The sequence below is a fragment of the Enterococcus sp. PF1-24 genome (assembly GCF_029893325.1).
Classification (GTDB): Bacteria; Bacillota; Bacilli; order Lactobacillales; family Enterococcaceae; genus HY326.
In genome coordinates this window covers 31,256-58,074 of sequence record NZ_JARXWL010000001.1, presented here as the reverse complement: position 1 = coordinate 58,074, position 26,819 = coordinate 31,256, and the positions used below count along the sequence as shown (strand labels likewise).

24 protein-coding genes are annotated in these 26,819 nt (G+C 37.8%); 23 read left to right on the top strand and 1 reads right to left on the bottom strand.

From position 1 onward, the window contains the following. Positions 1-84 precede the first annotated feature (84 nt). The 15 genes from M2139_RS00270 to M2139_RS00205 all read left to right on the top strand — a co-directional run bounded on the left by M2139_RS00270 (position 85) and on the right by M2139_RS00205 (position 18,475). Positions 85-3,963, top strand: a complete 3,879-nt coding sequence (locus M2139_RS00270) for a SpaA isopeptide-forming pilin-related protein (RefSeq protein ID WP_280736770.1) — start codon at positions 85-87, stop codon at positions 3,961-3,963. 181 nt (positions 3,964-4,144) lie between these two features. Further along, positions 4,145-4,459 carry a YdcP family protein gene (locus tag M2139_RS00265; RefSeq protein WP_280736769.1) on the top strand — a complete coding sequence of 105 codons (315 nt, stop codon included), beginning with the start codon at positions 4,145-4,147 and terminating at the stop codon, positions 4,457-4,459. 19 nt (positions 4,460-4,478) lie between these two features. Beyond that, positions 4,479-4,853 (top strand): YdcP family protein, encoded by a 375-nt coding sequence (locus M2139_RS00260; RefSeq protein WP_280736768.1) that lies wholly within the window; start codon positions 4,479-4,481, stop codon positions 4,851-4,853. A gap of 68 nt (positions 4,854-4,921) precedes the next feature. Further along, a complete protein-coding gene (locus M2139_RS00255; RefSeq protein WP_280736767.1) occupies positions 4,922-5,347 on the top strand; it encodes a hypothetical protein in 426 nt (141 codons plus the stop codon). A 60-nt stretch (positions 5,348-5,407) separates the two neighbouring features. Beyond that, complete coding sequence (locus tag M2139_RS00250) at positions 5,408-6,805, top strand: FtsK/SpoIIIE domain-containing protein (protein WP_280736904.1); 1,398 nt, start codon at positions 5,408-5,410, stop codon at positions 6,803-6,805. Between the two features lie 169 nt (positions 6,806-6,974). Next, positions 6,975-8,171: a MobT family relaxase gene (gene mobT, locus M2139_RS00245; RefSeq protein ID WP_280736903.1), complete on the top strand. Its 1,197-nt coding sequence runs from the start codon at positions 6,975-6,977 to the stop codon at positions 8,169-8,171. Positions 8,172-8,233: 62 nt separating this feature from the next. Beyond that, complete coding sequence (locus tag M2139_RS14265; RefSeq protein ID WP_348522585.1) at positions 8,234-8,353, top strand: DUF3789 domain-containing protein; 120 nt, start codon at positions 8,234-8,236, stop codon at positions 8,351-8,353. 3 nt (positions 8,354-8,356) lie between these two features. Beyond that, the gene (locus tag M2139_RS00240; RefSeq protein WP_161900620.1) at positions 8,357-8,578 is read left to right on the top strand and encodes a hypothetical protein; all 222 of its coding nucleotides are present in this window, start codon (positions 8,357-8,359) and stop codon (positions 8,576-8,578) included. Between the two features lie 11 nt (positions 8,579-8,589). Next, a complete protein-coding gene (locus M2139_RS00235; protein ID WP_280736765.1) occupies positions 8,590-9,090 on the top strand; it encodes an antirestriction protein ArdA in 501 nt (166 codons plus the stop codon). Between the two features lie 78 nt (positions 9,091-9,168). After that, positions 9,169-11,352, top strand: coding sequence for an AAA family ATPase (locus tag M2139_RS00230; RefSeq protein ID WP_280736764.1), 2,184 nt, complete (start codon positions 9,169-9,171; stop codon positions 11,350-11,352). 61 nt (positions 11,353-11,413) lie between these two features. Beyond that, positions 11,414-11,809, top strand: coding sequence for a conjugal transfer protein (locus M2139_RS00225; protein WP_280736763.1), 396 nt, complete (start codon positions 11,414-11,416; stop codon positions 11,807-11,809). Then, the gene (locus tag M2139_RS00220; RefSeq protein WP_280736762.1) at positions 11,793-14,243 is read left to right on the top strand and encodes an ATP-binding protein; all 2,451 of its coding nucleotides are present in this window, start codon (positions 11,793-11,795) and stop codon (positions 14,241-14,243) included. The genes M2139_RS00225 and M2139_RS00220 overlap by 17 nt, the downstream gene beginning before the upstream one ends. A 146-nt stretch (positions 14,244-14,389) precedes the next feature. Further along, on the top strand, positions 14,390-16,543 hold the full coding sequence (locus M2139_RS00215) for a hypothetical protein (RefSeq protein ID WP_280736902.1): 2,154 nt from the start codon (positions 14,390-14,392) through the stop codon (positions 16,541-16,543). Continuing rightward, positions 16,540-17,547, top strand: coding sequence for a bifunctional lysozyme/C40 family peptidase (locus M2139_RS00210; RefSeq protein WP_280736761.1), 1,008 nt, complete (start codon positions 16,540-16,542; stop codon positions 17,545-17,547). Before M2139_RS00215 ends, M2139_RS00210 begins: the two co-directional genes overlap by 4 nt. A 16-nt stretch (positions 17,548-17,563) precedes the next feature. Further along, positions 17,564-18,475 (top strand): conjugal transfer protein, encoded by a 912-nt coding sequence (locus M2139_RS00205; protein WP_280736760.1) that lies wholly within the window; start codon positions 17,564-17,566, stop codon positions 18,473-18,475. A gap of 40 nt (positions 18,476-18,515) precedes the next feature. Here M2139_RS00205 and M2139_RS00200 read toward each other — a convergent pair whose 3' ends face one another. Next, on the bottom strand, positions 18,516-19,457 hold the full coding sequence (locus M2139_RS00200; RefSeq protein WP_280736759.1) for a YafY family protein: 942 nt from the start codon (positions 19,455-19,457) through the stop codon (positions 18,516-18,518). A gap of 95 nt (positions 19,458-19,552) precedes the next feature. Here M2139_RS00200 and M2139_RS00195 point away from each other — a divergent pair, with 95 nt between their 5' ends. The 8 genes from M2139_RS00195 to M2139_RS00160 all read left to right on the top strand — a co-directional run bounded on the left by M2139_RS00195 (position 19,553) and on the right by M2139_RS00160 (position 26,819). Next, a complete protein-coding gene (locus M2139_RS00195; protein ID WP_280736758.1) occupies positions 19,553-19,972 on the top strand; it encodes a pyridoxamine 5'-phosphate oxidase family protein in 420 nt (139 codons plus the stop codon). Between the two features lie 255 nt (positions 19,973-20,227). Continuing rightward, a complete protein-coding gene (locus M2139_RS00190) occupies positions 20,228-20,656 on the top strand; it encodes a sigma-70 family RNA polymerase sigma factor (protein WP_280736757.1) in 429 nt (142 codons plus the stop codon). Continuing rightward, positions 20,649-20,876: a helix-turn-helix domain-containing protein gene (locus M2139_RS00185; protein ID WP_280736756.1), complete on the top strand. Its 228-nt coding sequence runs from the start codon at positions 20,649-20,651 to the stop codon at positions 20,874-20,876. Before M2139_RS00190 ends, M2139_RS00185 begins: the two co-directional genes overlap by 8 nt. Before the next feature lie 408 nt (positions 20,877-21,284). Beyond that, positions 21,285-21,431 carry an SHOCT domain-containing protein gene (locus M2139_RS00180; RefSeq protein WP_348522584.1) on the top strand — a complete coding sequence of 49 codons (147 nt, stop codon included), beginning with the start codon at positions 21,285-21,287 and terminating at the stop codon, positions 21,429-21,431. A 64-nt stretch (positions 21,432-21,495) separates the two neighbouring features. Continuing rightward, positions 21,496-23,319: a recombinase family protein gene (locus M2139_RS00175; RefSeq protein ID WP_280736755.1), complete on the top strand. Its 1,824-nt coding sequence runs from the start codon at positions 21,496-21,498 to the stop codon at positions 23,317-23,319. A 48-nt stretch (positions 23,320-23,367) separates the two neighbouring features. After that, positions 23,368-23,667, top strand: a complete 300-nt coding sequence (locus M2139_RS00170; RefSeq protein ID WP_280736754.1) for a GNAT family N-acetyltransferase — start codon at positions 23,368-23,370, stop codon at positions 23,665-23,667. A gap of 335 nt (positions 23,668-24,002) precedes the next feature. Continuing rightward, positions 24,003-24,836 carry a PRD domain-containing protein gene (locus tag M2139_RS00165; RefSeq protein ID WP_280736753.1) on the top strand — a complete coding sequence of 278 codons (834 nt, stop codon included), beginning with the start codon at positions 24,003-24,005 and terminating at the stop codon, positions 24,834-24,836. A 135-nt stretch (positions 24,837-24,971) separates the two neighbouring features. Beyond that, the gene (locus M2139_RS00160) at positions 24,972-26,819 is read left to right on the top strand and encodes a beta-glucoside-specific PTS transporter subunit IIABC (protein WP_280736752.1); all 1,848 of its coding nucleotides are present in this window, start codon (positions 24,972-24,974) and stop codon (positions 26,817-26,819) included.

Here is a 26,819-nt window from a genome sequence, read left to right as displayed (position 1 = left end):
CGTTTGAATTGGACGTTTCTGTAAAAGGAAGCGTCTTTTTTTGTACCCAAAATTAAAAGAGAAAAACAATGAAAGGAAATGAGTATGAAAACAAAATCAAAAATACCACCAAAAGTAGTAAGTTTCATCATGGTCTTAGTGACCTTATGCGGAACATTATTCTCAAATGTATTACCTGTGCATGCTAGTTCATTGAAATTAGATGAACCAACGCAATATTATTATACAGGTGTTAGTCCTAACACTGGTTATGCCATTACCCATAATGTATACGTGTTAAAAATGGACGGCAAAAAAGTATTCTGTATTGAATCTGGTGTGCCTGCTAATAGTGGCGAGGGATTTGTTCCAGAAACCTACGTAAATGCAAAAAAGGATTTATTATCCAAGATTGCCTACTACGGTTATACTGCTACAGGTCAGAACCATTATGATTATGCCGTAACCCAAGTCATGATATGGGAAGAACTTGGCGACCAGTATGTTTCGTCCACAATTCCAAATTATTATCAGCGTAAAGCTGAAATTATGGCATTGGTAAATAAACATGATACCTTACCCTCATTTAACGGTCAGTCGATATCTGTAACGGTTGGCGATAGTATCACATTAATCGATTCTAATGGTGTCCTAAGTGATATGCCAATGGAATCCAACACTACCAATGCAACAGCGAACCACAATGGAAATAGCCTGAAAATTATACCAAATGCTAATTCCAATGACGGTATTATTACATTCCGTAAAGTACCCAAAAATGAAGTCGGTACGTCGATTGTTTACAAGAAACCACATGAACAGTCTATGGTTGAGTTCCATTTAGAAAGTTCCAAACAAGCTACGGTCAAGGTTGATGTGATTCATCTTGGAAATATTCAAGCCACAAAGATTGATGAAGAAACTGGCAAACCTTTACCAAATGCTAAATTGAAGTTTGAATACGACGGCACGTCTAAGAAGATCGTGACGGATTCAAACGGCTTTGCGACTATCAATGATATTCCAGAGGGAACGACTGTTACTGTAACCGAAGTTACCGCTCCGAATGGCTATTTTAACAAAGGCGAAATCAAGAAAGTAGTTATCAAACCAAACACTACAGTGTCCGTGACCTTGAACAATAAAGAACAGCTTGGACAGGTGCTATTAACTAAGACTGGTAAAGAGTTCGGTTCTTCTATGTTGAACAAATACTACTCTTTACAAGGTGCAGTTTATGATATTTACAAAGAAGATGGCACAAAAGTAACCTCTATGACAACTGATGTCTATGGGAACGCCACTTCTTCCCCATTGAAATTAGGCAAATACTATGCCTTGGAATCCAAAGCTCCAAGCGGTTATCTGCTAAATAAAAACAAGATTCCATTTGAATTAAAGTATGCAGGTCAAACCGTGGAAATCACGTCTGCTACGATTGCACAAGAAGAACAGGAACAAAAAGGAAATGCTACTTTAATCAAAGAGGATTCCAAAACAGGCTCAAAACCACAAGGCGGTGCGAAGTTAGATGGTGCAGTCTATGAATTACGTCGTACTTCTGATGATAAAGTGATGAAAGAAGTCACTATCAAAGACGGCAAAGCGACCGTGCAAGGTCTTTACCTTGATGATTACTACTGGATTGAAACAAAAGCTCCAGAGGGATATTTGATTGATAAAGACGAACACCCATTTACACTGAAATACGCAGGTCAAACCGTAGAAACAGCGGTTCATATCACTACTGTGAAAGAAACTGTAATTACTGGTGGCTTTGACCTTGTGAAGTTTGGGAACTACGACTGGAAAGGAAAACTAGGCTATCTATTAAATAAGAAAGAAATCAAGCCACTGGAAAATGTAGAATTTTCCGTATTCAGTGATACCACTGGAAAACTGGTTCAAAAAGGATTGACCGACAAAGAGGGTTATTTGAAATTTACGGACTTGCCTTATGACAGCTACACCGTTAAGGAAACTAAAACCCCAGAGGGTTACGAGCCAGCTAAAGCTTTCAAGGTAACCATTCGTGAGCAGAATGAAACCCATCACTATGCCATTGAAAATAAGGTCATTGAAGAAAAGCTAAAAGTCGTTAAGGTAGACGCTGAAACTGGCAAAACCATTCCACGAAGTGACGCTGGCTTCCAGATTAAAAGTATGCAAACAGGGAAATTGGTATCTATGCCAAAATTCAACGAAGATGGCGAAACAGATACATTCTTTACCAATGAAGAGGGTTACTTAATTACCCCAGAAGCATTACCATATGGCGATTACGAACTAATCGAAGTCCAAGCACCAGAAGGATATGTTTTAGCCAAAGAACCATCCAAATTCAAAGTTGACGGCTCAAATAGTGGTCTAATTGAAATTCACTTTGAGGATAAATCCCAAAAAGGAATCGTGACCCTTGAAAAGACTGGACAGACACCGATTGATGTGAGGGTGAAAGAATCCGATTATGGAAAAGTGTATGAGTTTGTCTATGAGTATAAACCAACCGCAGAGGTTACCTACCGTATTGAAGCGGTTGAGGATATTAAAACCAATGATGGTACGGTTCGGGTTAAAAAAGGCGAAACAGTCGCTACCATTACCACTGATGAAAACGGCGAATGGCAATCGCCAGAATTGTACCTTGGAAAATACCAAGCGATTGAAGTATCAGCTCCAAACGGCTTTATCTTAGATGACAGACCGATTTCATTTGAGTTGAAATATGCTGGACAATTAGTAGAACTGACTTCTACTTCTATTACGGCAACCAATGACTTCCAATCCTTAGATATTCAATTATTTAAAAATGAAGAATCTATTTCTAGCTGGAACAATAACCAGCCAGAGATTGAAGCTATCAAAGGTAATAACAAGGTCTTTGGTATCTTCGCTCGTGAAACTCGAAACGTATCCGAAACTATCCAAGTACCAGAAAATGCTTTGATTGCTTATCAAGCTGTCAAAGATGGAAAAGCAACCTTTGACTTGCAGTTACCACAAGGAAAATACTACTTAAAAGAGATTGACGCTGGTTCTTCCCATGTGGCTGATGATACCGTATATGATTTTGAATTTACCGCTGAAAACAACCATGCGACGTTCCCTATCCATATCTATCAAGATACGGTGGCTTATGGTCGTGAAACTATGCAAAAGATTACACGTAATCCTATTTTAAATAAATTACATTTCAACGGATTTACAATCAAGAAAGTGAATGAAACAGCTCACTTTGATAAAGAAACAGGCGTGGAGTTTGCTTATGACGCTTTGGGTACTGGTGCAGTATTTGCATTAAAAAACAAAGATGGCGAAGTCCTACAGGAAGTCACTATCACAAAAGATGGTTTAGGTGTCTTTAAAAACATTTCAGTGGGCACATTCTATCTAAAAGAAATGGCTTCTTCTTCCGACCAATACTTGGCATCCAAAGATGTGCTTCGTATTGAATCGACCAAAGAGGGTATCAAGGCTTTTAATACCGAAAATGAATTACTTGGTGAACAGCCTGCTTCATCAGAAGAAACAGAAGCTACGATTCTATTTGAGGTCAAGAACTACCTTATCAAAGGTACAGCGGAATTAACCAAAAAAGATGTATCCACTGGGGAACTTTTACCAGATACAGGCGTTCGTATCATAGACAAAGAAAAGAATGTGATTGTTGAGGGTCGTACCAATGATAAAGGAATCTTTACTTTCGAGCAGTTACCAAAGGGAATCTACTATTTCCAAGAGTTCGACGCTCCGAAAGGCTACCAGTTAGATGAAACCCCTATGCAGTTTGAAATCAAAGAAAATGGAAAGGTTGTGAAATGCGAAATGACAAATAAGAAAATTGAAAACCCAGCAACACCAGACCGCTCATTACCAAAGACTGGCGATACCAGCAATATCGGTTTCGCCTTGATTGGCTTAGCCGTATCCGCTACGGCAATCGGTGTCTTATACTTCCGCCGTAAAAAAGCAAAAGCGGAATAAAGGAAACGTCTCACGCAAGGATCAGTCATGAACAATGACTACCCCTTGCGTTTTTCTATCCCCAAATACATGAAAGGATTGAGAAGTTATATCTCCTGTCCGTTCTCCGACAGCTTAAATACTGTCACTAACAACTGAATAACCAACTATATAAAAACAGAAAGAAGCGAGGTAAAACTATATGGAATTAAAACATGTCATTCCCAACATGGAAAAGACTTTTGGAGCATTAGAATACGCTGGCGAGGGCAAGGTCGAACAACGCCGCATTAATGGCAAACAGACCATTCTCTCACGAAGCTACAATTTATATTCAACGGTTCAGCGTGCAGACGATATTGTGGTCGTCTTACCTGTCGAAGCTGGAGAAAAGCATTTTGAATCAGAAGATAAAATCCGCTTGATTAATCCTAAGATTACTGCCGAGGGTTATAAGATTGGCAATCGAGGATTTACCAATTACATCATGCACGCTGATGATATGGTAAAGGCATAAGAAAGGACAGGTAAAATATATGAGATTAGCACAAGGAATTGTTATTGAAAAAGAAAAGACATTTGGATTATTGAAGTTCTCCGCTCTACGCCGTGAAGTCCGTATCACTGACGAGGAGGGCAATGTAACAGAACAAATAAAAGAACGGACTTATGACCTTAAATCGAAAGAACAAGGTCGTATGATTCAAGTGAGTATCCCTGCTTCTGCTGGCGAGAAAAATTTTGACTATAACGCCGAGGTGGAACTTATCAATCCAGTAGCGGATACGGTAGCGTCTGCCACCTACATGGGGGCTGATGTGGACTGGTATATCAAGGCGGATGATATTGTATTAAAAAAATTTGCTGGCAATCAGCCAACCCTACCGAAACAAAATTCAGATAAAAAATAATCATCTATTCACTTACTAAAAATTGCTGTATAATTATTCTATCTTATAACACTATGAAGGGAGAAAAAATGAGTAGAATAATATACCAAGGTCAATTAGATGGTGAATTTGAAGGATTTGATGATGAACAGATATTTAAAATGAGTAATGGTACGTATTGGATACAAGCTCATTATAAGTATTGGTATCATTATGCATACAGACCAGAAGCTATCATTACAGAAGAACATGGACGATACTATTTATCTGTAGCTAATGAAAAAATCGAAGTACGGAAACTAAATACCGCTATTGAAACTAAAATTAATGGTGAATTTAAAGGTTGGGAGGGTGAAACATCATATGTATTAATGAATGGACAGAAATGGAAACAAGCCGAATACAAATATGAATATAAATATGAATATTCTCCTGATGTTGTAATTTATGAAGGTTTTTCTGGAACATATATGCACGTAGCAGGAACTAAAGTAAAAGTTAAACGAATAAAATAATGTAATGGCAAATAGTGAAAAAGTCTATTTGCCTTTTTACGTACTGAAAGGAGTGATACAATCTTTAAATACAAAGGCAAACGAATCCGTGCTAGCGATAAAAACCTAGTCTATCATACAGCCCTAGCAGGATTTAGCTTCATTTTCTTACTAGTGCTTACACCATTTCATCTTTTGCCACTCATGACAATGGATTGGCAGACTATCACGATTGACAGCTTTACCAATCAACTTCATAGACCATACTTTTGGGGTAGTGTAATCACTGCCCTTTTTGTATGTCTACTTATCGGTTTTCTTTACTACCGATACCGCATTGATTCTGTGAAGCAACTGGAACACCGCCAAAAGCTGGCTCTCATGGTACTTCAAAATGGCTGGTATGAATCCGAACAGGTTCAAGATGATGGATTCTTCAAAGACCTGCCGAGCTCTAAAACCAAAGAGAAAATAAGCCACTTTCCTAAGATGTACTATTACTTGAAAGATGGGCTTATCCATATCAACGTGGAAATTACGATGGGAAAATATCAAGACCAACTTTTACAGTTAGAAAAGAAGCTGGAAACAGGCTTATTCTGTGAGTTGGTAGACAAAGAGCTAAAGGAATCCTACGTGGAATACACCCTGCTATACGATACCATTAACAGCCGTATTGCCATTGATGAAGTAGTCGCCAAAGGTGGACACTTAAAACTAATGGATAACGTCTATTGGGCGTATGATTCATTGCCCCATATGTTAATCGCTGGTGGTACTGGTGGCGGTAAGACCTACTTTATCCTTACCATTATTGAAGCCTTATTGCGTACCGATTCCAAGTTATACATTTTAGACCCAAAGAACGCTGACTTGGCTGACCTTGAAACGGTGATGGATAACGTCTACTACCGCAAAGACGATATGATGGATTGTATTATCCGATTCTATGAAGATATGCTGGCTCGTAGTGAGGAAATGAAACGTCACCCCAACTATAAGACTGGTGAAAACTACGCTTACTTAGGTTTGCCAGCAAACTTTCTTATCTTTGATGAGTATGTCGCTTTTATGGATATGCTGGGAAAAGAGAGTACCAAGGTGGTCGATAAGTTAAAACAGATCGTCATGCTTGGACGACAAGCAGGATTCTTTTTAATCTTAGCGTGCCAGCGTCCAGATGCAAAATATTTAGGCGATGGGATTCGTGACCAGTTCAACTTCCGTGTTGCTCTTGGGCGTATGAGTGAGCTAGGATATGGCATGATGTTTGGTTCAGACGTGCAAAAGCAGTTTTTCTTAAAGCCAATCAAAGGGCGTGGCTATGTAGATGTTGGAACAAGTGTCATCAGTGAATTTTACACCCCGCTTGTACCAAAGAAATATGACTTCCTAAAAAATATAGGAAATATAACCACCAGAACGCCGACTGTGCCAGTGGCGGACGAAGTGCAAGCCACAGGTGCAGACGAGCGTTGACTTGGTGTGGCGTCAGCCACGCCAAGCGACTAGCCCCTTATACCTAACAGGGGGGCACAAAAACACTAAGAAACAGTGATTTTAATAAGAAAATCCCAGACAGTACAAGGGATTTACGATTTTACGGCAGATGTCAACTAGACCCTAAAAGTTGACACCTGCCTTTTTGATTGGAGGAATGCGATTGAAACAACCCACTTGGATTGAGGAACTAAAGGATAAACGGCTGACTTATGGACTATCGCAAAACAAGCTGGCAATAGCTTCTGGAATCACTCGTCAGTATCTATCGGATATTGAAACAGGAAAAGTAATTCCAACTACCCAAGTTAAAGAAGACTTACTGGAATCATTAGAACGATTCAATCCAGATAACCCCTTAGAAATGTTATTCGACTATGTACGGATTCGGTTTCCCACAGATAATGTCGCCTTTGTCATTCATGATATTTTACGGCTGAATATTGACTACATGATTCATGAAGATTTCGGTTACTACTCCTATCCAGAGCATTACCGCTTCGGTGATGTCATGGTGCTTTGTTCCCATGACTTAACCAAAGGTGTGTTGCTGGAACTGAAAGGAAAAGGTTGTCGCCAGTATGAAAACTTCCTGCTGGCACAGCACCGTAGCTGGTATGACTTCTTCCGAGATTGCTTAAATGTCAAAGCCGTATTCAAGCGAGTAGACCTTGCCATCAATGACAAGGTAGGAATCTTAGATATTCCAGAACTGGCAAGGAAATGTAAGCAAGAAGAATGTATCTCTGTCTTTCGTAGCTTTAAAAACTATCGTAGCGGTGAGTTAGTCCACCGTGACGAAAAGCCAGACATGGGAAACACTCTCTACATTGGTTCATTGAAAAGTGAGGTCTACTTCTGTATCTACGAAAAAGACTACGAGCAATACGTCAAGAACAATACCCCACTTGATGAATCAGAAGTGAAGAACCGCTTTGAGATTCGCTTAAAAAATGAGCGAGCCACGAAAGCTATCGAAGATTTATTGAAATATGAAAATGCGGAACGAACGGCATTTCGTATTATCAATCGGTATATCCGATTTGTGGATAAAGTGGATAACAAACGCCGTAGTGACTGGAAAACAAACGAACGCTGGGAATGCTTCAATGGTAAGAATCGAGGTGAATTACGCTTAACCACCAAACCAGAACCATACAGCTATGAGCGAACGCTCAACTGGTTACGCCATCAAGTAGCACCCACGCTTAAAGTAACCAATATTCTTGATGTATTAAATGAAACGAGCGTTCTGCCAGAAATGATAAAGGAAGCCAAACTTACCGAGAAACACGAAAAACTAATTAAACAGCAAAACTTATCCGCAGAGGAGGTGATTGTCTAGCGGATAGCGTAACTTGCGACTTCTAAGACAGAGGTCGCTTTTTTGATGGAAAGGAGGATTTTATGTGGCTACTGATTAGCCGTTTTCTACTGATTGGGTTAGGTGTCCTTATTGGTGTAGTGCTGATGTGCCTAATGCAGATTAGTAAACAAGCAACTAGAAGAAATTCAAAGGAGGAATGAAGAATGAATTTTGGACAAAATCTTTACAACTGGTTTTTAAACAACGCTCAATCACTGGTGCTATTAGCTATTGTGGTGATTGGTCTGTATTTAGGATTCAAGCGTGAATTCTCAAAGCTGATTGGTTTTGTGATTATCGCCTTGATTGCCGTAGGTCTAGTATTCAACGCTGGCGGTGTGAAAGATGTACTACTTCGTCTATTCAACCAGATTATCGGTGCGTAGGGGGTGTAACTATGGAAATGCAAGTTTATATTGCCAATCTTGGCAAGTACAACGAGGGTGAACTGGTAGGAGCATGGTTCACCCCTCCCATTGATTACGAAGAAATGGAAGAACGTATCGGCTTAAATGGTGAGTATGAAGAATACGCCATTCACGATTACGAACTGCCCTTTGAAATCAGCGAATATACGTCCATTAGTGAAATCAACCGTCTGTGTGAGCTGGTAATGGAATTAGATGGTTCACCTATCTTTGATGAACTAAAAGAAATTCAAGGTATGTGGTTTGGCTCTTTGGAAGAATTGCTGGAACACGTAGAGGATATTCAATGTTATAGCGATTGCGATTCTATGGAAGATGTCGCACGTTATTATGTGGAAGAAACTGGACAGCTTGGGGAAGTACCAAGCAACCTACAAAATTATATCGACTATCAATCTCTTGGTCGTGATATGGAAATCGAGGGCAACTACCTTGTGACCTCTCATGGTGTGTTTGAATATATGGGATAATATTTGTTATATAATGTTGTAGGATAGTGAAATTTGTAGGATAATGTGAATATAAACTTTGATGAGGGGGATAGAAAATTGATTGAAAAAATTAAGATTCACGATATCGCTACATACACAAATCCTGTTGAAATAACACCTAGGAAACTGAATTTTTTTTACGGTAGCAACGGTAGCGGAAAAACCACTATTTCAAAATTGCTAGCTTCTAAGTCGCTTCCAGATACTTGTGAGGTAAAAGTTAGTCATAATGATGATGTGAGGACACTTGTCTATAATAGACAATTTGTCGAAGACAATTTTAAGCAATCCGAAAACCTAAAGGGAATTTTCACATTAGGACAAGATTCGATTGAACAACAAGAACAATTGAAATCGTTACAAAAAGAAAATAGCGATAAGCAAACACTTATTGATACTAAAACTGAAACTATTAAAGGTTTTGATGGTGATATTGAAACGAAAAGGGATGAACTTGCAGAAAAAAGTTGGACAATACAACAGGCAATTGGAGGGAGTTTTAGCAAGGCACTCGTAGGATATCGGAATAGCAAGCAAAAATTTTCTGCTGAATGTCTATCTGTCTATGAAAAATGGGATAAGATTACTGTTGTTGAATTAGAGGAATTAAAAGCAAAATACAATATTGCCTATTCCCAAAACAGTACAATTCATTCACTATTTTCAACTATTGATGTGGCAAGAAGTTTAACTTATGAGATATCGGATTTATTGACAAAAGTTATTACTGGAAGCACCGATTCACCAATAGGTCAACTTATTGACTTATTAAATAGCAGTGATTGGGTTCGCCAAGGTTTAGGATATATGAACAATGACGAGAAAAAGTGTCCTTTCTGTCAGCAAGAAATTAGCAACGAGTTGAAACAAGAAATTGAAAACTATTTTGATGAAGCCTACGAAATAGATTGCCAAATTTTAAATGACTTCATTACAAAGTATAGTAATTATTATTCGCAGGTACTTGTTAGAATAAAGGAAATTATTGAATCGGACATATCAATTATTGATGTGTCTGATTTAGAAGTGAAATACCAACTCTTGGAAAACTTGATTGCGTTAAACCTTGAAGAATTAGGCAAGAAGAAAAAATCTCCCTCAAATAAAATATCAATAGATACTGCTAAAGATTTACTTGTAGAAATCAATGACATAATTAACTTATTCAATGACGCTATTAAGTCAAATAATGAGATTGTAAGAAATCGAGAGCAAGAAAAGAAAAAATGTATCAATCTACTGTGGGAATACATTGTTTCAGAATTAAAAGTAGATATAGAATCTTATCTAACCTTTGTACGAGGTAAAGAAAATGCAAAAACTTCAATAAGCGGGCAAATCCGCACTTTAAAGCAGGGAATTAGAGATAATAAATCACAAATTGAAGCCATTGAAGATTCTTTGACTAGTGTGGCTCCAACCGTTACAGATATTAATAACTTACTAGAAAAATTTGATTTTAAAGGTTTTAGCTTAAAGGAGAATCCACAACTTAAAGGAACGTATGAAATTGTCAGAGATGATGGTACTAATGCTAAAAATACTCTTAGTGAGGGTGAATATAATTTTATAACTTTCTTGTATTTTTACCACTTAGTGTATGGTAGTCAAGAAAAGACAGGTATTACAGCAGAAAAAGTTATTGTGATTGATGACCCTATTTCTAGTTTAGATAGTAATGTTTTATTTATTGTTAGTACGTTAGTTAAGAATCTGCTAAATGATTGTCGTAAGGGTCAAAATGGCATTTTACAAACGTTTATTCTTACACACAATGTATATTTCCATAAAGAAGTAACCTTTTTAGGCAGTAGAGATAGTTACTCTCCAAATGCTGTTCTATTTGGTATTATAAGGAAAACAGATAATACTTCTAGTTTTATTGAATGCCCAGATAACCCTATAGAATCAACATATCAATTATTATGGAAAGAATTATCAGAAGATAATTTATCTACCGTCACCTCTTTTAACACTATGCGAAGAATACTAGAATATTATTTCAAAATTATTGGAGATGTTGACTATGAGAAATGTGTTGATGAGTTTGATGGACAAGACAAGTTGGTATGTAAATCCCTTGTTTCATGTATAAATGATGGCTCGCATTTTATTAGTGATGATTTTGTTATCACTTTCGATTATGAGAATATTGACAATTACAAAGAAATTTTTAAGCTGATATTCAAAAAACTAGGTCATGAGCCACATTACAAAATGATGATGAAAATTTCAGATTAATAGACGGGGAGTCGCAATTGTGGCTCCTTTTTCTATGTAAAAACAGAAAGGACGTGATGAAGTGAAAAAAATCAAAAGCTATACCTCTATCTGGTCGGTGGAAAAGGTCATTTATGCCATCAATGATTTGCAACTTCCATTCCCTGTCACCTTTACCCAAATGACATGGTTTGTGGTGTCGTTATTCTTGGTGATACTCTTTGGAAACTTACCGCCGTTATCCATGATTGACGGTGCATTACTAAAATACGTGGGAATCCCTGTTGGACTGACATGGTTTATGAGCCAGAAAACCTTTGATGGGAAAAAGCCCTATGGATTCCTGAAATCTATTATTACCTACATGGTGAAACCAAAGGTCACCTATGCAGGAAAACCTGTAAAACTACACAATCAACGGTTATATGAAACCATCACCATAGTAAGGAGTGAAATGTATTATGGCGTACCCAATTAAATATATTGAAAATAACCTGGTGTTCAACCATGACAGCGAGTGCTTCGCCTACTATGAGTTGATACCCTACAATTACAGCTTTTTAAGTCCAGATGAAAAGTACCAAGTGCATGATAACTTCCGTCAACTTATCGCTCAAAACCGTGATGGAAAAATCCATGCCTTACAACTGGCGACGGAATCCAGCATTCGAGCAACGCAAGAACGCTCAAAGCAGGAAGTCACTGGACGGCTGAAAGAAGTAGCTCACAAAAAAATTGATGAACAAACAGAAGCGTTAGTTTCTATGATTGGTGACAATCAAGTAGACTATCGCTTTTTTATTGGCTTTAAGTTATTACTGAACGACCAAGAAGTATCCATCAAAAGCATTGGTGCAGAAATCAAGAAAGCCTTTGAAGAATTTATTCACGGTGTCAATCACAAACTGATGGGCGACTTTGTATCTATGAGCAATGATGAAATTGACCGATTTTCTAAGATGGAACACTTGCTGGAAAGTAAAATTTCCAGACGCTTTAAAATCCGCAAGCTGGATAAAAACGACTTTGGCTATATCATTGAACACCTCTACGGTCAAACTGGCACACCTTATGAGGAATATGAATATCATTTGCCAAAACGCTACCGCAATAAGGAAGTGATGGTAAAGAAATACGATATTCTAAAACCTACTCGTTGCTTGATTGAAGAAAATCAACGGTACTTACGATTGGAACATGAGGATACGACAACCTATGTTGCTTACTTCACCATTAACTCCATTGTGGGTGAGCTGGATTTCCCAAGCAGTGAAATCTTCTACTATCAGCAACAACAATTCACCTTTCCTATCGACACCAGCATGAATGTGGAAATCGTCGCTAATAAAAAGGCACTGACTACCGTTCGGAATAAAAAGAAAGAACTGAAAGACTTAGATAGCCATGCTTGGGAAAGTGAGAACGAAACCAGTTCTAATGTGGTGGACGCTTTGGATTCGGTGAATGAGCTGGAAAGTAGCTTAGACCAAAGCAAAGAATCCATGTATAAGTTGAGTTATGTTATCCGAGTATCCGCAAAGGATCTCGACGAGTTGAAAAGACGGTGTGATGAAGTCAAAGACTTCTACGACGACTTATCTATTAAACTCGTGCGTCCCTTTGGGGATATGTTGGGACTACACGGCGAATTTATCCCAGCGTCCAAACGATACTTAAATGACTATATCCAGTATGTGACTTCTGATTTTTTGGCTGGACTTGGTTTTGGAGCGACCCAGATGTTAGGAGAAACCGAGGGGATTTACGTCGGTTATAACCTTGATACTGGTCGAAACATTTATTTAAAACCAAGCCTTGCCAGCCAAGGAGTAAAAGGTTCAGTCACCAATGCGTTAGCGTCGGCGTTTCTTGGTTCGCTGGGTGGTGGTAAATCCTTTAGTAACAATACGCTGGTCTATTATGCTGTACTATTTGGCGGTCAAGCGGTCATTGTTGACCCCAAAGCGGAACGTGGCAACTGGAAAGAAACCTTGCCAGAAATCGCCCATGAAATTAATATCGTCAACCTTACCAGCGATGAGGAAAACAAAGGCTTACTTGACCCATATGTGATTCTGAAACGCAAAAAAGATTCGGAAAGTCTGGCGATTGATATTCTCACATTCCTTACTGGCATTTCATCAAGGGATAGTGACAAATTCCCTGTGCTTAGAAAAGCCATTCGGAACGTCACCCAGAGTAAACAACGTGGATTACTATTAGTCATTGATGAACTTCGCAAGGAAGATACCACTATTAGTAATAGCATTGCCGACCATATCGAAAGTTTTGTGGATTATGATTTTGCACACCTGCTATTTAGTGACGGCAATGTAAAACAGTCCATCAGCTTAGAGAAACAACTGAACATCATTCAAGTAGCGGATTTGGTACTGCCAGATGCTGACACCTCGTTTGAGGAATACACAACAATGGAATTATTAAGTGTGGCAATGCTCATTGTCATTAGTACCTTTGCCCTAGACTTTATTCATTCTGACCGTTCCATCTTTAAAATCGTAGACCTTGACGAAGCGTGGAGCTTCTTGCAAGTCGCCCAAGGAAAGACCCTTTCCATGAAGCTAGTCCGAGCTGGACGAGCCATGAACGCTGGGGTCTATTTTGTTACCCAAAATGCGGACGATTTACTGGACGAGAAAATGAAAAACAATATCGGTCTGAAATTTGCGTTCCGTTCTACGGACTTAGTGGAAATTAAGAAAACGCTAGAGTTCTTCGGTGTGGATAAGGAAGATGAAAGCAACCAAAAACGGCTACGAGAATTGGAAAACGGACAGTGTTTGATTTCCGATTTGTATGGTCGTGTAGGGGTTATCCAGTTCCACCCAATCTTTGAAGAACTGCTCCATGCCTTTGATACCAGACCTCCTGTGAGAAATGAGGTGGAATAATGACAGTCAAAGAAAGTAAACGAAAGGAACGATTGATTAAGCGACAGAAAAAAGCTCAAAAAAAAGCTCAAAAGAAAGCCGAGAAAAAACAGGCAAGAAAGCAACAGCCCTTACCCAAGAAGATTTTGAGGTTCGCAAGTTTAGCAATGGTCGCAGTAGTTGCCGTTATCTTTATGCTTGCCAGCGTTGGTACGGTAGTTCATGCGACTGGTCTGGTAGACGATACTATCAATACGGCTAATGAGTATTCCAAGTATGGGCTATCGAATTACCAGCTAGATTTTTACGTTGATAATAGCTGGGGCTGGCTACCGTGGAACTGGTCGGACGGTTTAGGCAAAAGTGTGATGTATGGGCTTTATGCCATTACCAATTTTATTTGGACAATCTCATTGTACTTATCTAATGCCACAGGCTACTTGGTACAAGAAGCATACAGCCTAGATTTCGTAGGTAAGACGGCGGATTCTATCGGTAAAAATATTCAAACGATAGCTGGTGTGACACGAGCTGGCTTTTCAAGTTCTGGCTTTTATGTAGGATTCTTACTTATCTTGATTCTGGTTCTAGGAATCTACGTTGCGTACACAGGACTATTGAAGCGAGAAACTACCAAGGCAGTCCGAGCAGTCTTAAACTTTGTGGTTGTCTTTATCGTATCGGCTTCATTTATTGCCTATGCTCCAGACTATATTGGAAAGATTAATGACTTTTCCAAAGATGTGAGTAATGCCAGCCTTGATGTGGGTACTAAGATTGTCTTACCAGATACCAACAGCCAAGGTAAAGATAGTGTCGATATGATTCGTGACAGCTTGTTTTCGGTACAAGTAAAACAACCGTGGCTACTCTTACAATTCGGTTCAACCGACGTTGACGCTCTTGGTGCTGATCGTGTGGAGAGTTTACTATCCACCAGCCCAGACACCAACAACGGCGAAGATAGAGAAGATATTGTCATTGAAGAAATCGAGGATAAGGACAACAAAAATCTCACGATTACGAATACCATTTCTAGACTTGGTACGGTATTCTTCCTCTTTATCTTCAATATCGGAATCTCAATATTTGTATTCTTGCTGACTGGAATCATGATATTTTCGCAGGTACTCTTTATCATCTTTACCATGTTCCTACCGATAAGTTTTTTACTAAGTATGATTCCCAGTTTTGAGGGTATGAGCAAACGAGTCATCACCAAGTTATTCAATGTGATTATGACACGAGCTGGTATTACGCTGATTATCACGGTGGCATTTAGTATTTCCACCATGCTTTATAGTATCTCTGCCAGTTCACCATTCTTTATGATTATGTTTTTACAGATAGTCACATTTGCTGGAATCTACTTTAAGTTAGGTGACATCATGAGTATGTTTGCCCTGCAAGGAAATGATTCCCAGAACGTCGGTCGGCGTATGTTCCGTAGACCTCGTATGTTTATGAACCGCCAAGCAAGGAAACTACAACGAAGCGTCAATCACGCCATTGGGAAATCCCCAAGTAGCAAGTCGCCCAAAGATACCACAGCGAAAACCACGAAAGCCAACCTTGAACGAACAAACGATTCTACCGCTGGCGGTGGTTCAACTACAAGAAGAAATCCGGCGAAGCCAACAAGCGACCCTCGCTCTATGGGACAAAAAGCTGGTGAGAAAACAGGTCAAGTCATGGACATCAAAAATCGTGTGGTAGACAAAGCCAAGGATATGACCGAGCAAGTGAAAAACGCTCCTACCAACGTGAAGTATGCACTTCATAAGGGCAAGCGTGACCTTGTACAAAATGCGTCAGACTTTACCCAATCGGTGACGGAAACCAGAAAGCAAAAACAAGAAGAACGAGCCGAAAACCGTAACCAGAAACGAGCCAATCTTGCACAGAAACGCCTTGAACTGGATAAGGCAAAGCAGGCTACAGATAAGACTGAACCTATGTATTCTATGCGTCAACGTCAGTATAAGCGTGACTATGAGAATCGGAATAAGCCTGTTCCAACTACCACTGATACTAGAACAAAACCAGCAACCACGGAAAGCAAACCGACTAGACCTGTGACAGCGACACCACCAACGCCAAAAACGGAAAGCACTGGTCGTACACCAACCATTAGCCGTGAGAATGGGCAGGTTGACAAACACCCACCAAAACCGCCAGTGATTAAGAACCGTCCGTCTGATAATTGGACGACAACGCCAAAGGAATCAACCAGAGTAAATCAAGTAAAGGAGAATCAATCGACTACGAAACAGACAACCAGAATGACGAAGAAAACCACAACCAGAGGACGTAAGAAATGAAGCTAAAATATGTGGCTATCTCTGGTATGGTGTTCTCCCTGTTCTTTGGCTTACTGTTTTTTATGGTGGTGGTATTTGCGGATTCTGACGATAGTTCCAGTGGTGGGTTTGATTTAGAAAATGGTGGTCTAAATGTATCAGCGGAAGTATTGAAACACAAGCCTATGGTGGTGAAATATTGTAAGGAATTTGGCATTGAGGAATACGTTAATTACATTCTGGCAATTATGCAGGTGGAATCTGGCGGTACTGCCGAAGATGTTATGCAATCCAGTGAATCCCTTGGACTACCGCCTAATAGTTTGAGTACCGAGGAATCAATCAAACAAGGCTGTAAGTATTTCAGTGAATTATTAGCCAGTGCCGAAAGCCTTGGCTGTGACATTGATTCCGTGATTCAAAGTTATAACTATGGTGGTGTATTCCTAAACTATGTGGTGAAGAACGGCAAGAAATATACCTTTGCACAGGCAGAAAGTTTTTCTAGGGATAAGGCTGGTGGCAAGAAAGTGAATTATCCGAACACCATCGCAATCCCTATCAATGGGGGTTGGCGGTACAACTATGGAAATATGTTTTATGTCATGTTGGTAAAGCAATACCTAAGTCCAGCCCACTTTGATGATGAAACTGTCCAAGCCATCATGAATGAAGCTCTGAAATACGAGGGCTATCCGTATGTCTTTGGCGGTTCGTCACCAAGTACCAGCTTTGATTGTTCTGGCATTGTCCAGTGGTGTTATGGCAAAGCTGGAATCCAGTTACCTCGTGTCGCCCAAGCACAATATGACGCAACAACGCATATCCCCATGTCCGAAGCGAAAGCTGGCGACTTGGTATTTTTTCACTCTACCTATAACGCAGGTAGTTATGTTACGCACGTAGGCATTTATGTAGGCAATAACCAAATGTTTCACGCAGGTGATCCGATTGGTTATGCCGATTTGAACAGTAGTTATTGGCAAGCTCATTTAATTGGAGCTGGTCGAGTGATAAACCGATAAGAAAGGATTTGATAAGATGAAACTAAAAATCGAGCGAACCAAAAAAGAACCGAAACCGAAGAAACAAAAAGAGCCCCACACTATCAAAATAGGAACGCATAAGAAGCTGACAATCGCTTTATGGGTGCTACTCATTGGTAGTGTTAGCTTTGGGGTATATAAGAACTTCACCGCTATTGATATGCACACCGTCCATGAGAAAGAAGTCATTGAGAAACAGATAGTTGATACCAATAAGGTGGAAAGCTATGTGGAATCTTTCGCTAGTGAATACTTCTCATGGAAACAAAGCCAAGAATCCATTGATAAGCGTAATGAACGCTTAAAGCATTATCTTACAGAGGATTTACAGCTATTAAACGCTGATATGGTGCGAGTGGATATTCCAACCAGTTCCGCAGTTATAAAGGTGCAGATATGGAATGTGTCAGAGGTAAACAACACCGACTTTAAGGTGTTATTCTCGGTGGAACAGCAACTAACCGAGGGTGAAGCCAAGAAGAATGTGCTATCTACCTATACTGTAATTGTTCACATGGATAAGGCTGGTGATATGGTAATTGTGCAAAACCCAACTATGAGTAGCAAACCAGAAAAATCCAACTACAAGCCCAAGCAGGTAGAAAGTGATGGCACAGTGGACGCTATGATGAGTGAAGAAATCAACAGCTTTTTAGAAACATTTTTCAAACTCTATCCAAAGGCTACCGATAAGGAACTGGCATACTATGTCAGCAGTAACGCTTTACCTACTATCAATAAGGACTATGTATTTGTGGAATTGGTGAATCCTGTCTATGCTATGAAAGATAATAAAGTGACGGCGATTGTGACCGTGAAATACTTAGAACAAGAAACTAAAGTGACACAGTTCTCACAGTATGAATTAGTGCTAGAGAAAGCCGAGAATTGGAAGATTATAAAATAATACCCAAGGCGTACAGCTCTCAACATTGTACGCCTTATTATTATAGATTCTCATAATACTGGTACAGTTCCTTTCCACGTTCCAATACGAGGATTTTTAACTGTTCTGGATAGATAGAATTAATCAATTTCCCATATGAGAGGAAATAATCAGCAATAAATCTTTCTTCATCTACATTGTAGAATCCTCTTATTTTATATTGTCCATCGCATTTAACTAATTCCATAGACGGATAATTTTCTTTATAAAACAAATCTACTCCTTTATCTGATATTTGAACTTCAAAATCCGTAGCATTTTCAGACTTGAATATGTTTGTTGAATAATTTAGAAGCTCTTCTCTTGGCTTCGATACGTAGCATTCACTTTCTGAAATATCAATAATTCTGTCACAACGGAAAACTTGCACTCTTTGCCTATCATGGTTAAAGCCTGTAACATACCATTGGCCAAAAGATGAAGATACATCAAAAAACTGCACATGTACTTCTGATATAGACTCGCTTTTTTTGTAAGAGATACAGCACACCGTATCTTTCACTGCCATTTCCAAAATATCTTTTAGTAATGGGCTACTGTTATAATGTTTAGTTCCCTCAAGACTTAACGTACGTTCCATCTTATGAATATTACTAATAAGTTCATAAGATAAGCAGGTTTCAAATTTTTTCTTTAACTTTTCAATACTTAAATGAAATGGAGTTGATTCATAAGCGTTCAAAGTAAGCATAGCAAAATAAAGAGCATACATTTCATCAACAGTAAAAATAATTGGTGAAAGAAGTCTATTTTTCAAAATCCCATATCTTCCGTTTCTCCCTGCTTCTGAAAATATGGGCATACCGATTTCTTCTAAAGCTTGTATATCTCGAATTGCTGTACTTTTAGATATTCCGTACTCTTGCATAATATCTTTCAAGTTAAAAAAAATTTTATCGTTTAGAAAAATCATCATATCATTCAATCGTGTAGATTTACGCATTCACTTAAACCTCCTTACTTTATTTGAATGGTATCATATTCTGACACCTTTTTATATTATACTATGTGTGTATCAATAACAAAAGGAGGATTTCTATGGATACACTAAAAGAATTTCAAAAAATGATGGCAGAACAGACTGACCTTGCTTTGGCAACCGTTGGAACAGACGGCATTCCGAATGTTAGAATCGTCAATTATTATTTCAATCCCGAAAATAATATTGTGTACTTTGCAACGTTTAAAAATAACGACAAAGTAAAAGAAATGAAACAAAACCAGAATGTTGCCTTTACAACAATTCCCAAAAAAGAAAATGAACATATAAAAGCAAGAGGAACTGCTATCAAGAGCAAGCAAACTATTTTTGATTTGGCGGATTGTTTTTGCGAGAAGATACCTGATTATCGAGAAACGATAGAATATGGTGGAAAATCACTGATAGTATATGAAATACACTTTAAAACAGCAACCGTTACTTTAGATTTATCGAATAGTAAAACTCTCAAGTTGTAAATAATCAAAACTAAACTTGTTAGTTATAGGGCTGATTTATAACGGATTTATAGCAGTAGCTCACTAAGGAGGTACTGCTATGTTTTTATTAATAATTAAACTTAAATACTTAATCCATACACATTTTTACCGAAAGGTTCAAGTGTGTATTTTTTTAAACTTTTTTCTGATTTTTCGATAATTTACCCCCTCTCGTCAGTGATAGGAGTGAGCAAAGGATAGCTCGCCTTTGCAGAGCGGAAGGGGGTGAATCTTATGGTGAATATTTCTGATTATGAAAAGACTATCGCACATCAATTTGATAGCTTCTGTAAAACAGTCCTACGAAATCAAGCAAGAACTATTTATGAAGATAATCGACGTTGGCAAAAACGTTTCGTTTCTTTGGAAGTACTTACACCAGACGATTTAGCAAAGCTATGTAGTCTGGATAACTATGAAGTCGAATGTATCTTCTTTACAGCGTTTGATTACGAGATACCGATTGAAAATATTTTGATTGCACAAGCATTAGAATCTCTTTCAAAAAGACGGCAAGACATTATCCTTCTTTCGTATTTTCTGGATATGAAAGAAGTAGACATTGCTTCAATGATGAATCTTGCTCAAAGTACCGTGCATTATCATAAAGAAAATGCTCTGGACGAATTACGGAAATTTATGGAGGAACACACTAATGAATAAGCAGAACGTATTACCATTCCCAATCATTGTGTTGGCGGTTCAAGGCGATGTTATGGCTATGAACCAGATTTTAAAGCACTTTGAACATTACATGATTAAGCTCTCACAGAAAACCTTGTTTGATGAATTTGGCAATCCCTACATTCATGTTGAGCCAGAAATCAAACGGACATTGGAAACCAAGCTGATTATGGCGATTTTAAATTTTGAGCTGATTTAACAAATATCCCTCCCCATGTGTCAAGAAAATGCGTTGGTGCATGGGGAACTATTAAAAATTATTTGTCTATCAAGTTCCACAAGCCATTGTGCTCCTTGATAGGCAAATAAACGCCGATTCGTTCTTTGACAACTGAATAGCATAGCCAGATACATTCAATCTGTAATAAGCTGTGTAAGCAAATACGCCATGACTTTTTTTGAACGAGCGACACCTATTTGATTTACAATCTTCAATCTTGGAAATTGAAGTAGCCGTGATTTATAGATTGCTATAATGATACTCCTACCTTGAACGCTTCACCGCATTGGGTAGCTACTCCGAGTTTGAGCAGAGGTGAAATTCCTGTGGGTTCTCCTAGACCATCTGGCTGTGTATGAAGACTGCCAAAAAGAAAGGAGCTGATTTATGAAAATGCAGTTGTTAGAATATAGTATGCAATTGGCTATGTTAAAACAGCTTTACAATAAAGGTCTAATAAACGATAAGGAATATCAGAAGATGGAACAGCGACTAAAAAAGGACTATGGGATTGTTTCTAATATTACTGCTTGAATTGTATCTTGATTCGCATTATAATAAACACTATAAAAGGAATACAAAAGAGAGGTGAATATTTATGAAAGAAATAGAAATTATTAAAGCGAATCGTACAATAACAGACAGAAATAAAACCCATAGTCTTCAATTGTTGAGAGTAGGAGCGTATTGTCGTGTTAGTACCGATTCCGAAGACCAGCTAAACAGTTATAAGTCACAGGTTACCTATTATACAAATCTAATCAAGAAGAATAAGGATTGGGTATTTGCGGATATTTATGCTGATGAAGCTATCACAGGAACACAAGTTGATAAGCGGACAGATTTTCAACGGCTGATTAACGATTGTATGAACGGCGAACTGGATATGGTGATAACCAAGTCTATTTCAAGGTTTGCTAGGAATACGCTTGATACATTGAAATATGTTCGTATGCTAAAGGAAAGGAATATTGCGGTTTATTTTGAAGATGAAAAAATCAATACCTTAACTATGGATGGTGAATTGTTACTTGTAGTTCTAAGTTCAGTAGCACAACAGGAAGTAGAAAATATATCTGCCAATGTTAAAAAGGGTTTGAAAATGAAGATGAGCCGTGGTGAGTTGGTTGGATTCCAAGGTTGCCTTGGTTATGATTATCACCCAGAGGATAAAAGTATTTCTGTCAATGAAAAAGAAGCTGTAATCGTGAAGTATATTTTTAATAGATATATAGAGGGAGCAGGCGGAAGTGTTATTGGGAGAGAACTTGAAAATCTTGGATATAAGACAAAGCGTGGTAGTAGTAATTGGGCTGAATCAACAGTCTTAGGCATTATCAAAAATGAAAAGTATAAAGGAGATATACTATTAGGTAAGACATTTACAGTTGACCCTATCTCTAAACGCCGACTTGCCAATTATGGTGAAGAAGACCAGTTCTATTTGAGAAATCATCACGAACCAATTATCACAGAGGAAGTTTTTGAGAAAGCTCAAGAGATACTAAAGAAGCGTGGTATTCAGAGAGGATCACACGCTTCAAATGACGGCACTGTAAAACGTCAAAAGTATAGTCGTAAATATGCCTTTAGTTGTATGTTGGAATGTGGATTTTGCGGAGGAACACTTACACGAAGAAAGTGGCACAGCAGTAGCCAATATAAAAAAGATATTTGGCAATGTGTTGTATCTACGAAAAAGGGAAAGAAACATTGTCCCCATAGTAAGGGAATCCCAGAAGAAGCCATAGAAAAAGCCTTTGTCGAAAGCTATCGTCAGTTGTGCAATGGCAATAAGGATATATTGGAAGATTTCTTGAAAAAACTAGATGAAACACTGAATGAAAGTAGTGTCGAGAAACAGTTTAATAAAATCCAAAAGAAGATTGCGACCTTAGATAAGAAAAAGAATAATCTTGTTGATATGAGATTAGATGAAAAAATCGACAAAGAAACTTACGAGATGAAATTCACTGAAATAACCTTGAAGCTAGATGAATTATTGAAGGAACGTACATCTTTAGAAAATTCCTTGGATAACGAACATACTATGAAAAAGCGGTTGGCTGAATTTAGAAAGACGTTGCAAAACAACCAAGTCCTTGATAAATTTGACCGCTATGTTTTTGAAAGCATTGTCGAAAAAGTAATTGTGGGTGGTGTCGAAGAAGACGGCACGATTGACCCTCATAAACTCGTATTCATTTACAAAACAGGATTGACAGACAGCCAAGATGGCGGTAAGTTTAAACCGAAACGAAAGAATGCGAAGAAGTCAAATGACATTGTTACAATGGATACTGATTTGTGTTCACAAGCAAGTGACGAGGATAATAAACTGTGTTCACATGCTAGTAACCACACATGTGGAATGTGTGACTTTGTTAGAAAAAAAATAAGGCTTATCAAGCCTTATTTTTAGATACTTTCACAATTATTTCATTTTTATATTGAGGAGGTATAGCTGTCTATGTCAAAAAGCATCACGATATCAGCTAATTGTACTAAAGCGGAATTTCTCAGCACTGTGCGGATTAATGGTTTATTAGAAAGTAATATGGATAAAACAGCTGGTAAGCTCAAAGTGCCGGATATTGAAATTGTTAGGGTGGCACGAGATGAAAATCATGTTATAATCGGCGGAGCATTAGGTTCTACCTATCTTTCTTCCTTTGAAGTAGAGGTGCTTTGGGTTGATGACGCGTACCGGGGACAGCAAATAGCTACTCGGTTATTAGCTGAAATCGAAGCTGAAGCAAAGGCAGCGTGATGCCGTGTATCTCACTTAACAACCTATTCATTTCAAGTGCCACATTTCTATGTGAAGCAAGGGTATTCGATTTGTGGCGAAATAGATGGTTTTGCCGATGATATCAAATTATATGTGTTAAAAAAATTCTTATAATCACAAAGAGTATAGTTGAAGATGCAATTTCTCATGAATCTAAAATAATTATAATTGATGATTGACAATTTTAATTATTTAAATTATCATGGGCATATAAGAATAGAGTGTCACTGACTAGATCAGGCATAACCAAAAACTAAGTACTAATATAGTATTTTGCTTTTTGGTTATTTTTTTTACAGAAAGAAGGTGAAACTATGAAAGTATTGAAAGCTTTAAATAACAATATTATTTTGGCGATTGACGAAAATGGAAAAGAAGTGGTCTTATTTGGTACAGGCATCGGTTTTAAAAAGAAAAAAGACGATGTAATTGTTGATCAAGTGATTCAGAAAAAATTTGTTATCGAAAAAGAAGATCGTTTATCTCAAATCTTAAGCACAATATCTTCACAAGCCATCGATATAACTGAAGATATTATAAAATTAGCCGATGAAAAATTGGATAAGAAAGTAAATGACATCGCTATCATCAGTTTATCTGACCATATTCGCTATGCCATTGAGAGAGTTGAAAGAGGGATAGAAGTGAAAAATCCTTTACAATGGGAAATTCCTCATTTATATCCGAAAGAATATGAAGTCGGTGTATTAGCTTTAAAACTGGTTAGAGAAAAGTATGATATTACTTTATTTGATGCAGAAGCTTCTTTTATTACAATGCATATTATTAATGCTCAATTTGAAAATACCGATATGGATTATACGATGCGTTTAACTGAAACCATTAGTAAAATCATCAATATCGTTAACTATCATTATCATATTTCAATTAATGAATTAGGAATGAATTATTCGCGATTTGTGACTCATTTACGTTACTTTGTTATTCGCCAAAAAGAAAAAATTCATTCAGATGAAGTATTAAATCATGAATTATATGATACGATTTCAACCAAACATGAAAAAAGTTTTGCATGTGCTCAAAAAATTGCAGAGTACTTATCAGAAATTTATAATTGGCGCGTGAGTGAAACAGAAATTATTTATTTAGTTTTACACATTGAGAGATTGATTCAAGAGAGTCAATAAATACCATAAAATGAACAAGGAGTGTTACTGATTCGATCAGGCACCACCTGAGTGTAGCGAGAAATTACGGCCGTATTTCTCACGCTATATTTGGGTGGTTTTTTTGATAAATAAGTGAAGAAGGAATGAGGAAAAGTGGATCATAAAAAAGTAGCAACAGAAATTTTAGAAAATATGGGCGCCAAAGACAATATTGTTGAAGCTTGGCATTGTATCACTAGATTACGTTTTCAAGTAAAAGATAAAAGTAAAATTAACGAAGATGCTCTTAAAAAGATGGATGCAGTGATTGATACTCGCTTGTCTGGCGAGCAGTATCAAGTAGTAATTGGTAATCAAGTAATTAAAGTCCATGACGAACTACTGGCATTGTTAGGGGGAATAAAAAAAGCTGCTCCTGAAAATAAAGTGAAACAAAAACCATTAGAAGCCATTATGGATGTGATTGCGGGGATTTTCACCCCGATATTACCAGCAATTATTGGTGCGGGTTTAATTAAAGGAATTATGGCAATTTTAACAACTTTCAATTTAATAAATGTCGCAGGGAATGAATATTTTGTATTAAATATGATTTCTGATGCCGCCTTTTACTATTTGCCATTTTTAATTGCTAATTCGGCTGCTAAGAAATTTAAAGCTAATGAATATATCTCTTTAGCCTTAGCAGGAATATTACTATATCCAAGTTTTATTGCTTTGGCTACTGCTGGAGAAGTAAGTGCAATTACTTTTTTAGGGATACCATTACAGGTTTTAAATTATAGTTCTTCAGTGTTACCGATTATTTTTAGCGTTTGGTTATTAAGTTATGTTTATAGATGGGTGGATAAATTTATCCCAGCAGTGGTGAGAATCATCTTTACACCACTGATTGTTTTATTAATTATGGCTCCAATCTCCTTGATTGCAATTGCACCATTAGGTAATACAATTGGTGTTTTTGTTGAAAAATTCTTTGCAACCTTATTTGATGTGGCTGGTCCATTTGCAGGTTTCTTAATGGGGGGAAGTTTATCAATTATTGTAATTACAGGGATGCAACATACCTTTATTCCCTCAACTTTGGCGAGTTTAGGTAGCTTAGGCTACGATACGGTGCTATTGCCGATGAGTTTAGTTTCAAACTTAGCACAATGTGGCGCAACTTTAGCGGTAGCAATTAAATCTAAAAATAGCAAAACTAAATCAATTGCTTATTCAGCTGCGATTTCAGCTGTATTTGGGATTACAGAGCCAGCGATTTATGGTGTAACTTTACGTTTCAAAAAACCATTTTATGCAGCGATTCTTGGTGGTGCTGTTGGTGGTGGAATTTTTGGGACATTTACTGTTAAAGCTTTTGGTTTCGGGATTCCTGGGATTACAGCGATTCCTTCTTATATTGAAAAAGGTACAAGTAACTTTATGTGGGCGATTATCGGTGTTACAGCAAGTTTTGTTATTGGTTTTATTGGAACCATGCTTTTAAACTGGGAAGATCAACCTGAAAAAAGCCAATCTGTTGAAGCTATCAAGATTGTAGATAATACTGGGATTATTGTGGAATCACCACTTCAAGGAAGTGTTGTTCCTTTATCAGAAGTTGAAGATGAAATTTTTGCCAAAGAAGTTGTCGGGAAGGGTGTAGCGATTTTACCAGAAAATAATCAAGTAATATCACCTTTTAACGGAAGTGTAACAATGGTAACACCAACCAATCATGCCATTGGGATTACTTCTAATGACGGCATTGAATTGTTAATTCATGTTGGTTTAGATACCGTTTCATTACAAGGAAAAGGATTTACTCTAAAAGTAACAAAAGGACAAATCATCAAACCAGGTGATGTGTTGTTAGAATTTGATAAAGAGTTCATTACTAACGAAGGAATCTCTATCATTACTCCGGTAGTTGTTACTAATGCTCAAAAAGATAATCAAACGAAAGTAACAACTAAAGAACAAGTCGCAGTGGGCGAATATTTATTTGAAATAGAATAG

What these genes read in the sequence shown, in the direction of transcription:
- M2139_RS00270 (WP_280736770.1), top strand. Translation starts at nt 85, where the DNA reads ATGAAAACAAAATCAAAAATACCACCAAAAGTAGTAAGTTTCATCATG.
- M2139_RS00265 (WP_280736769.1), top strand. Translation starts at nt 4,145, where the DNA reads ATGGAATTAAAACATGTCATTCCCAACATGGAAAAGACTTTTGGAGCA.
- M2139_RS00260 (WP_280736768.1), top strand. Translation starts at nt 4,479, where the DNA reads ATGAGATTAGCACAAGGAATTGTTATTGAAAAAGAAAAGACATTTGGA.
- M2139_RS00255 (WP_280736767.1), top strand. Translation starts at nt 4,922, where the DNA reads ATGAGTAGAATAATATACCAAGGTCAATTAGATGGTGAATTTGAAGGA.
- M2139_RS14265 (WP_348522585.1), top strand. Translation starts at nt 8,234, where the DNA reads ATGTGGCTACTGATTAGCCGTTTTCTACTGATTGGGTTAGGTGTCCTT.
- M2139_RS00240 (WP_161900620.1), top strand. Translation starts at nt 8,357, where the DNA reads ATGAATTTTGGACAAAATCTTTACAACTGGTTTTTAAACAACGCTCAA.
- M2139_RS00235 (WP_280736765.1), top strand. Translation starts at nt 8,590, where the DNA reads ATGGAAATGCAAGTTTATATTGCCAATCTTGGCAAGTACAACGAGGGT.
- M2139_RS00220 (WP_280736762.1), top strand. Translation starts at nt 11,793, where the DNA reads ATGGCGTACCCAATTAAATATATTGAAAATAACCTGGTGTTCAACCAT.
- M2139_RS00215 (WP_280736902.1), top strand. Translation starts at nt 14,390, where the DNA reads ATGGTCGCAGTAGTTGCCGTTATCTTTATGCTTGCCAGCGTTGGTACG.
- M2139_RS00210 (WP_280736761.1), top strand. Translation starts at nt 16,540, where the DNA reads ATGAAGCTAAAATATGTGGCTATCTCTGGTATGGTGTTCTCCCTGTTC.
- M2139_RS00205 (WP_280736760.1), top strand. Translation starts at nt 17,564, where the DNA reads ATGAAACTAAAAATCGAGCGAACCAAAAAAGAACCGAAACCGAAGAAA.
- M2139_RS00200 (WP_280736759.1), bottom strand. Translation starts at nt 19,457, where the DNA reads ATGCGTAAATCTACACGATTGAATGATATGATGATTTTTCTAAACGAT.
- M2139_RS00195 (WP_280736758.1), top strand. Translation starts at nt 19,553, where the DNA reads ATGGATACACTAAAAGAATTTCAAAAAATGATGGCAGAACAGACTGAC.
- M2139_RS00190 (WP_280736757.1), top strand. Translation starts at nt 20,228, where the DNA reads ATGGTGAATATTTCTGATTATGAAAAGACTATCGCACATCAATTTGAT.
- M2139_RS00185 (WP_280736756.1), top strand. Translation starts at nt 20,649, where the DNA reads ATGAATAAGCAGAACGTATTACCATTCCCAATCATTGTGTTGGCGGTT.
- M2139_RS00180 (WP_348522584.1), top strand. Translation starts at nt 21,285, where the DNA reads ATGAAAATGCAGTTGTTAGAATATAGTATGCAATTGGCTATGTTAAAA.
- M2139_RS00175 (WP_280736755.1), top strand. Translation starts at nt 21,496, where the DNA reads ATGAAAGAAATAGAAATTATTAAAGCGAATCGTACAATAACAGACAGA.
- M2139_RS00170 (WP_280736754.1), top strand. Translation starts at nt 23,368, where the DNA reads ATGTCAAAAAGCATCACGATATCAGCTAATTGTACTAAAGCGGAATTT.
- M2139_RS00165 (WP_280736753.1), top strand. Translation starts at nt 24,003, where the DNA reads ATGAAAGTATTGAAAGCTTTAAATAACAATATTATTTTGGCGATTGAC.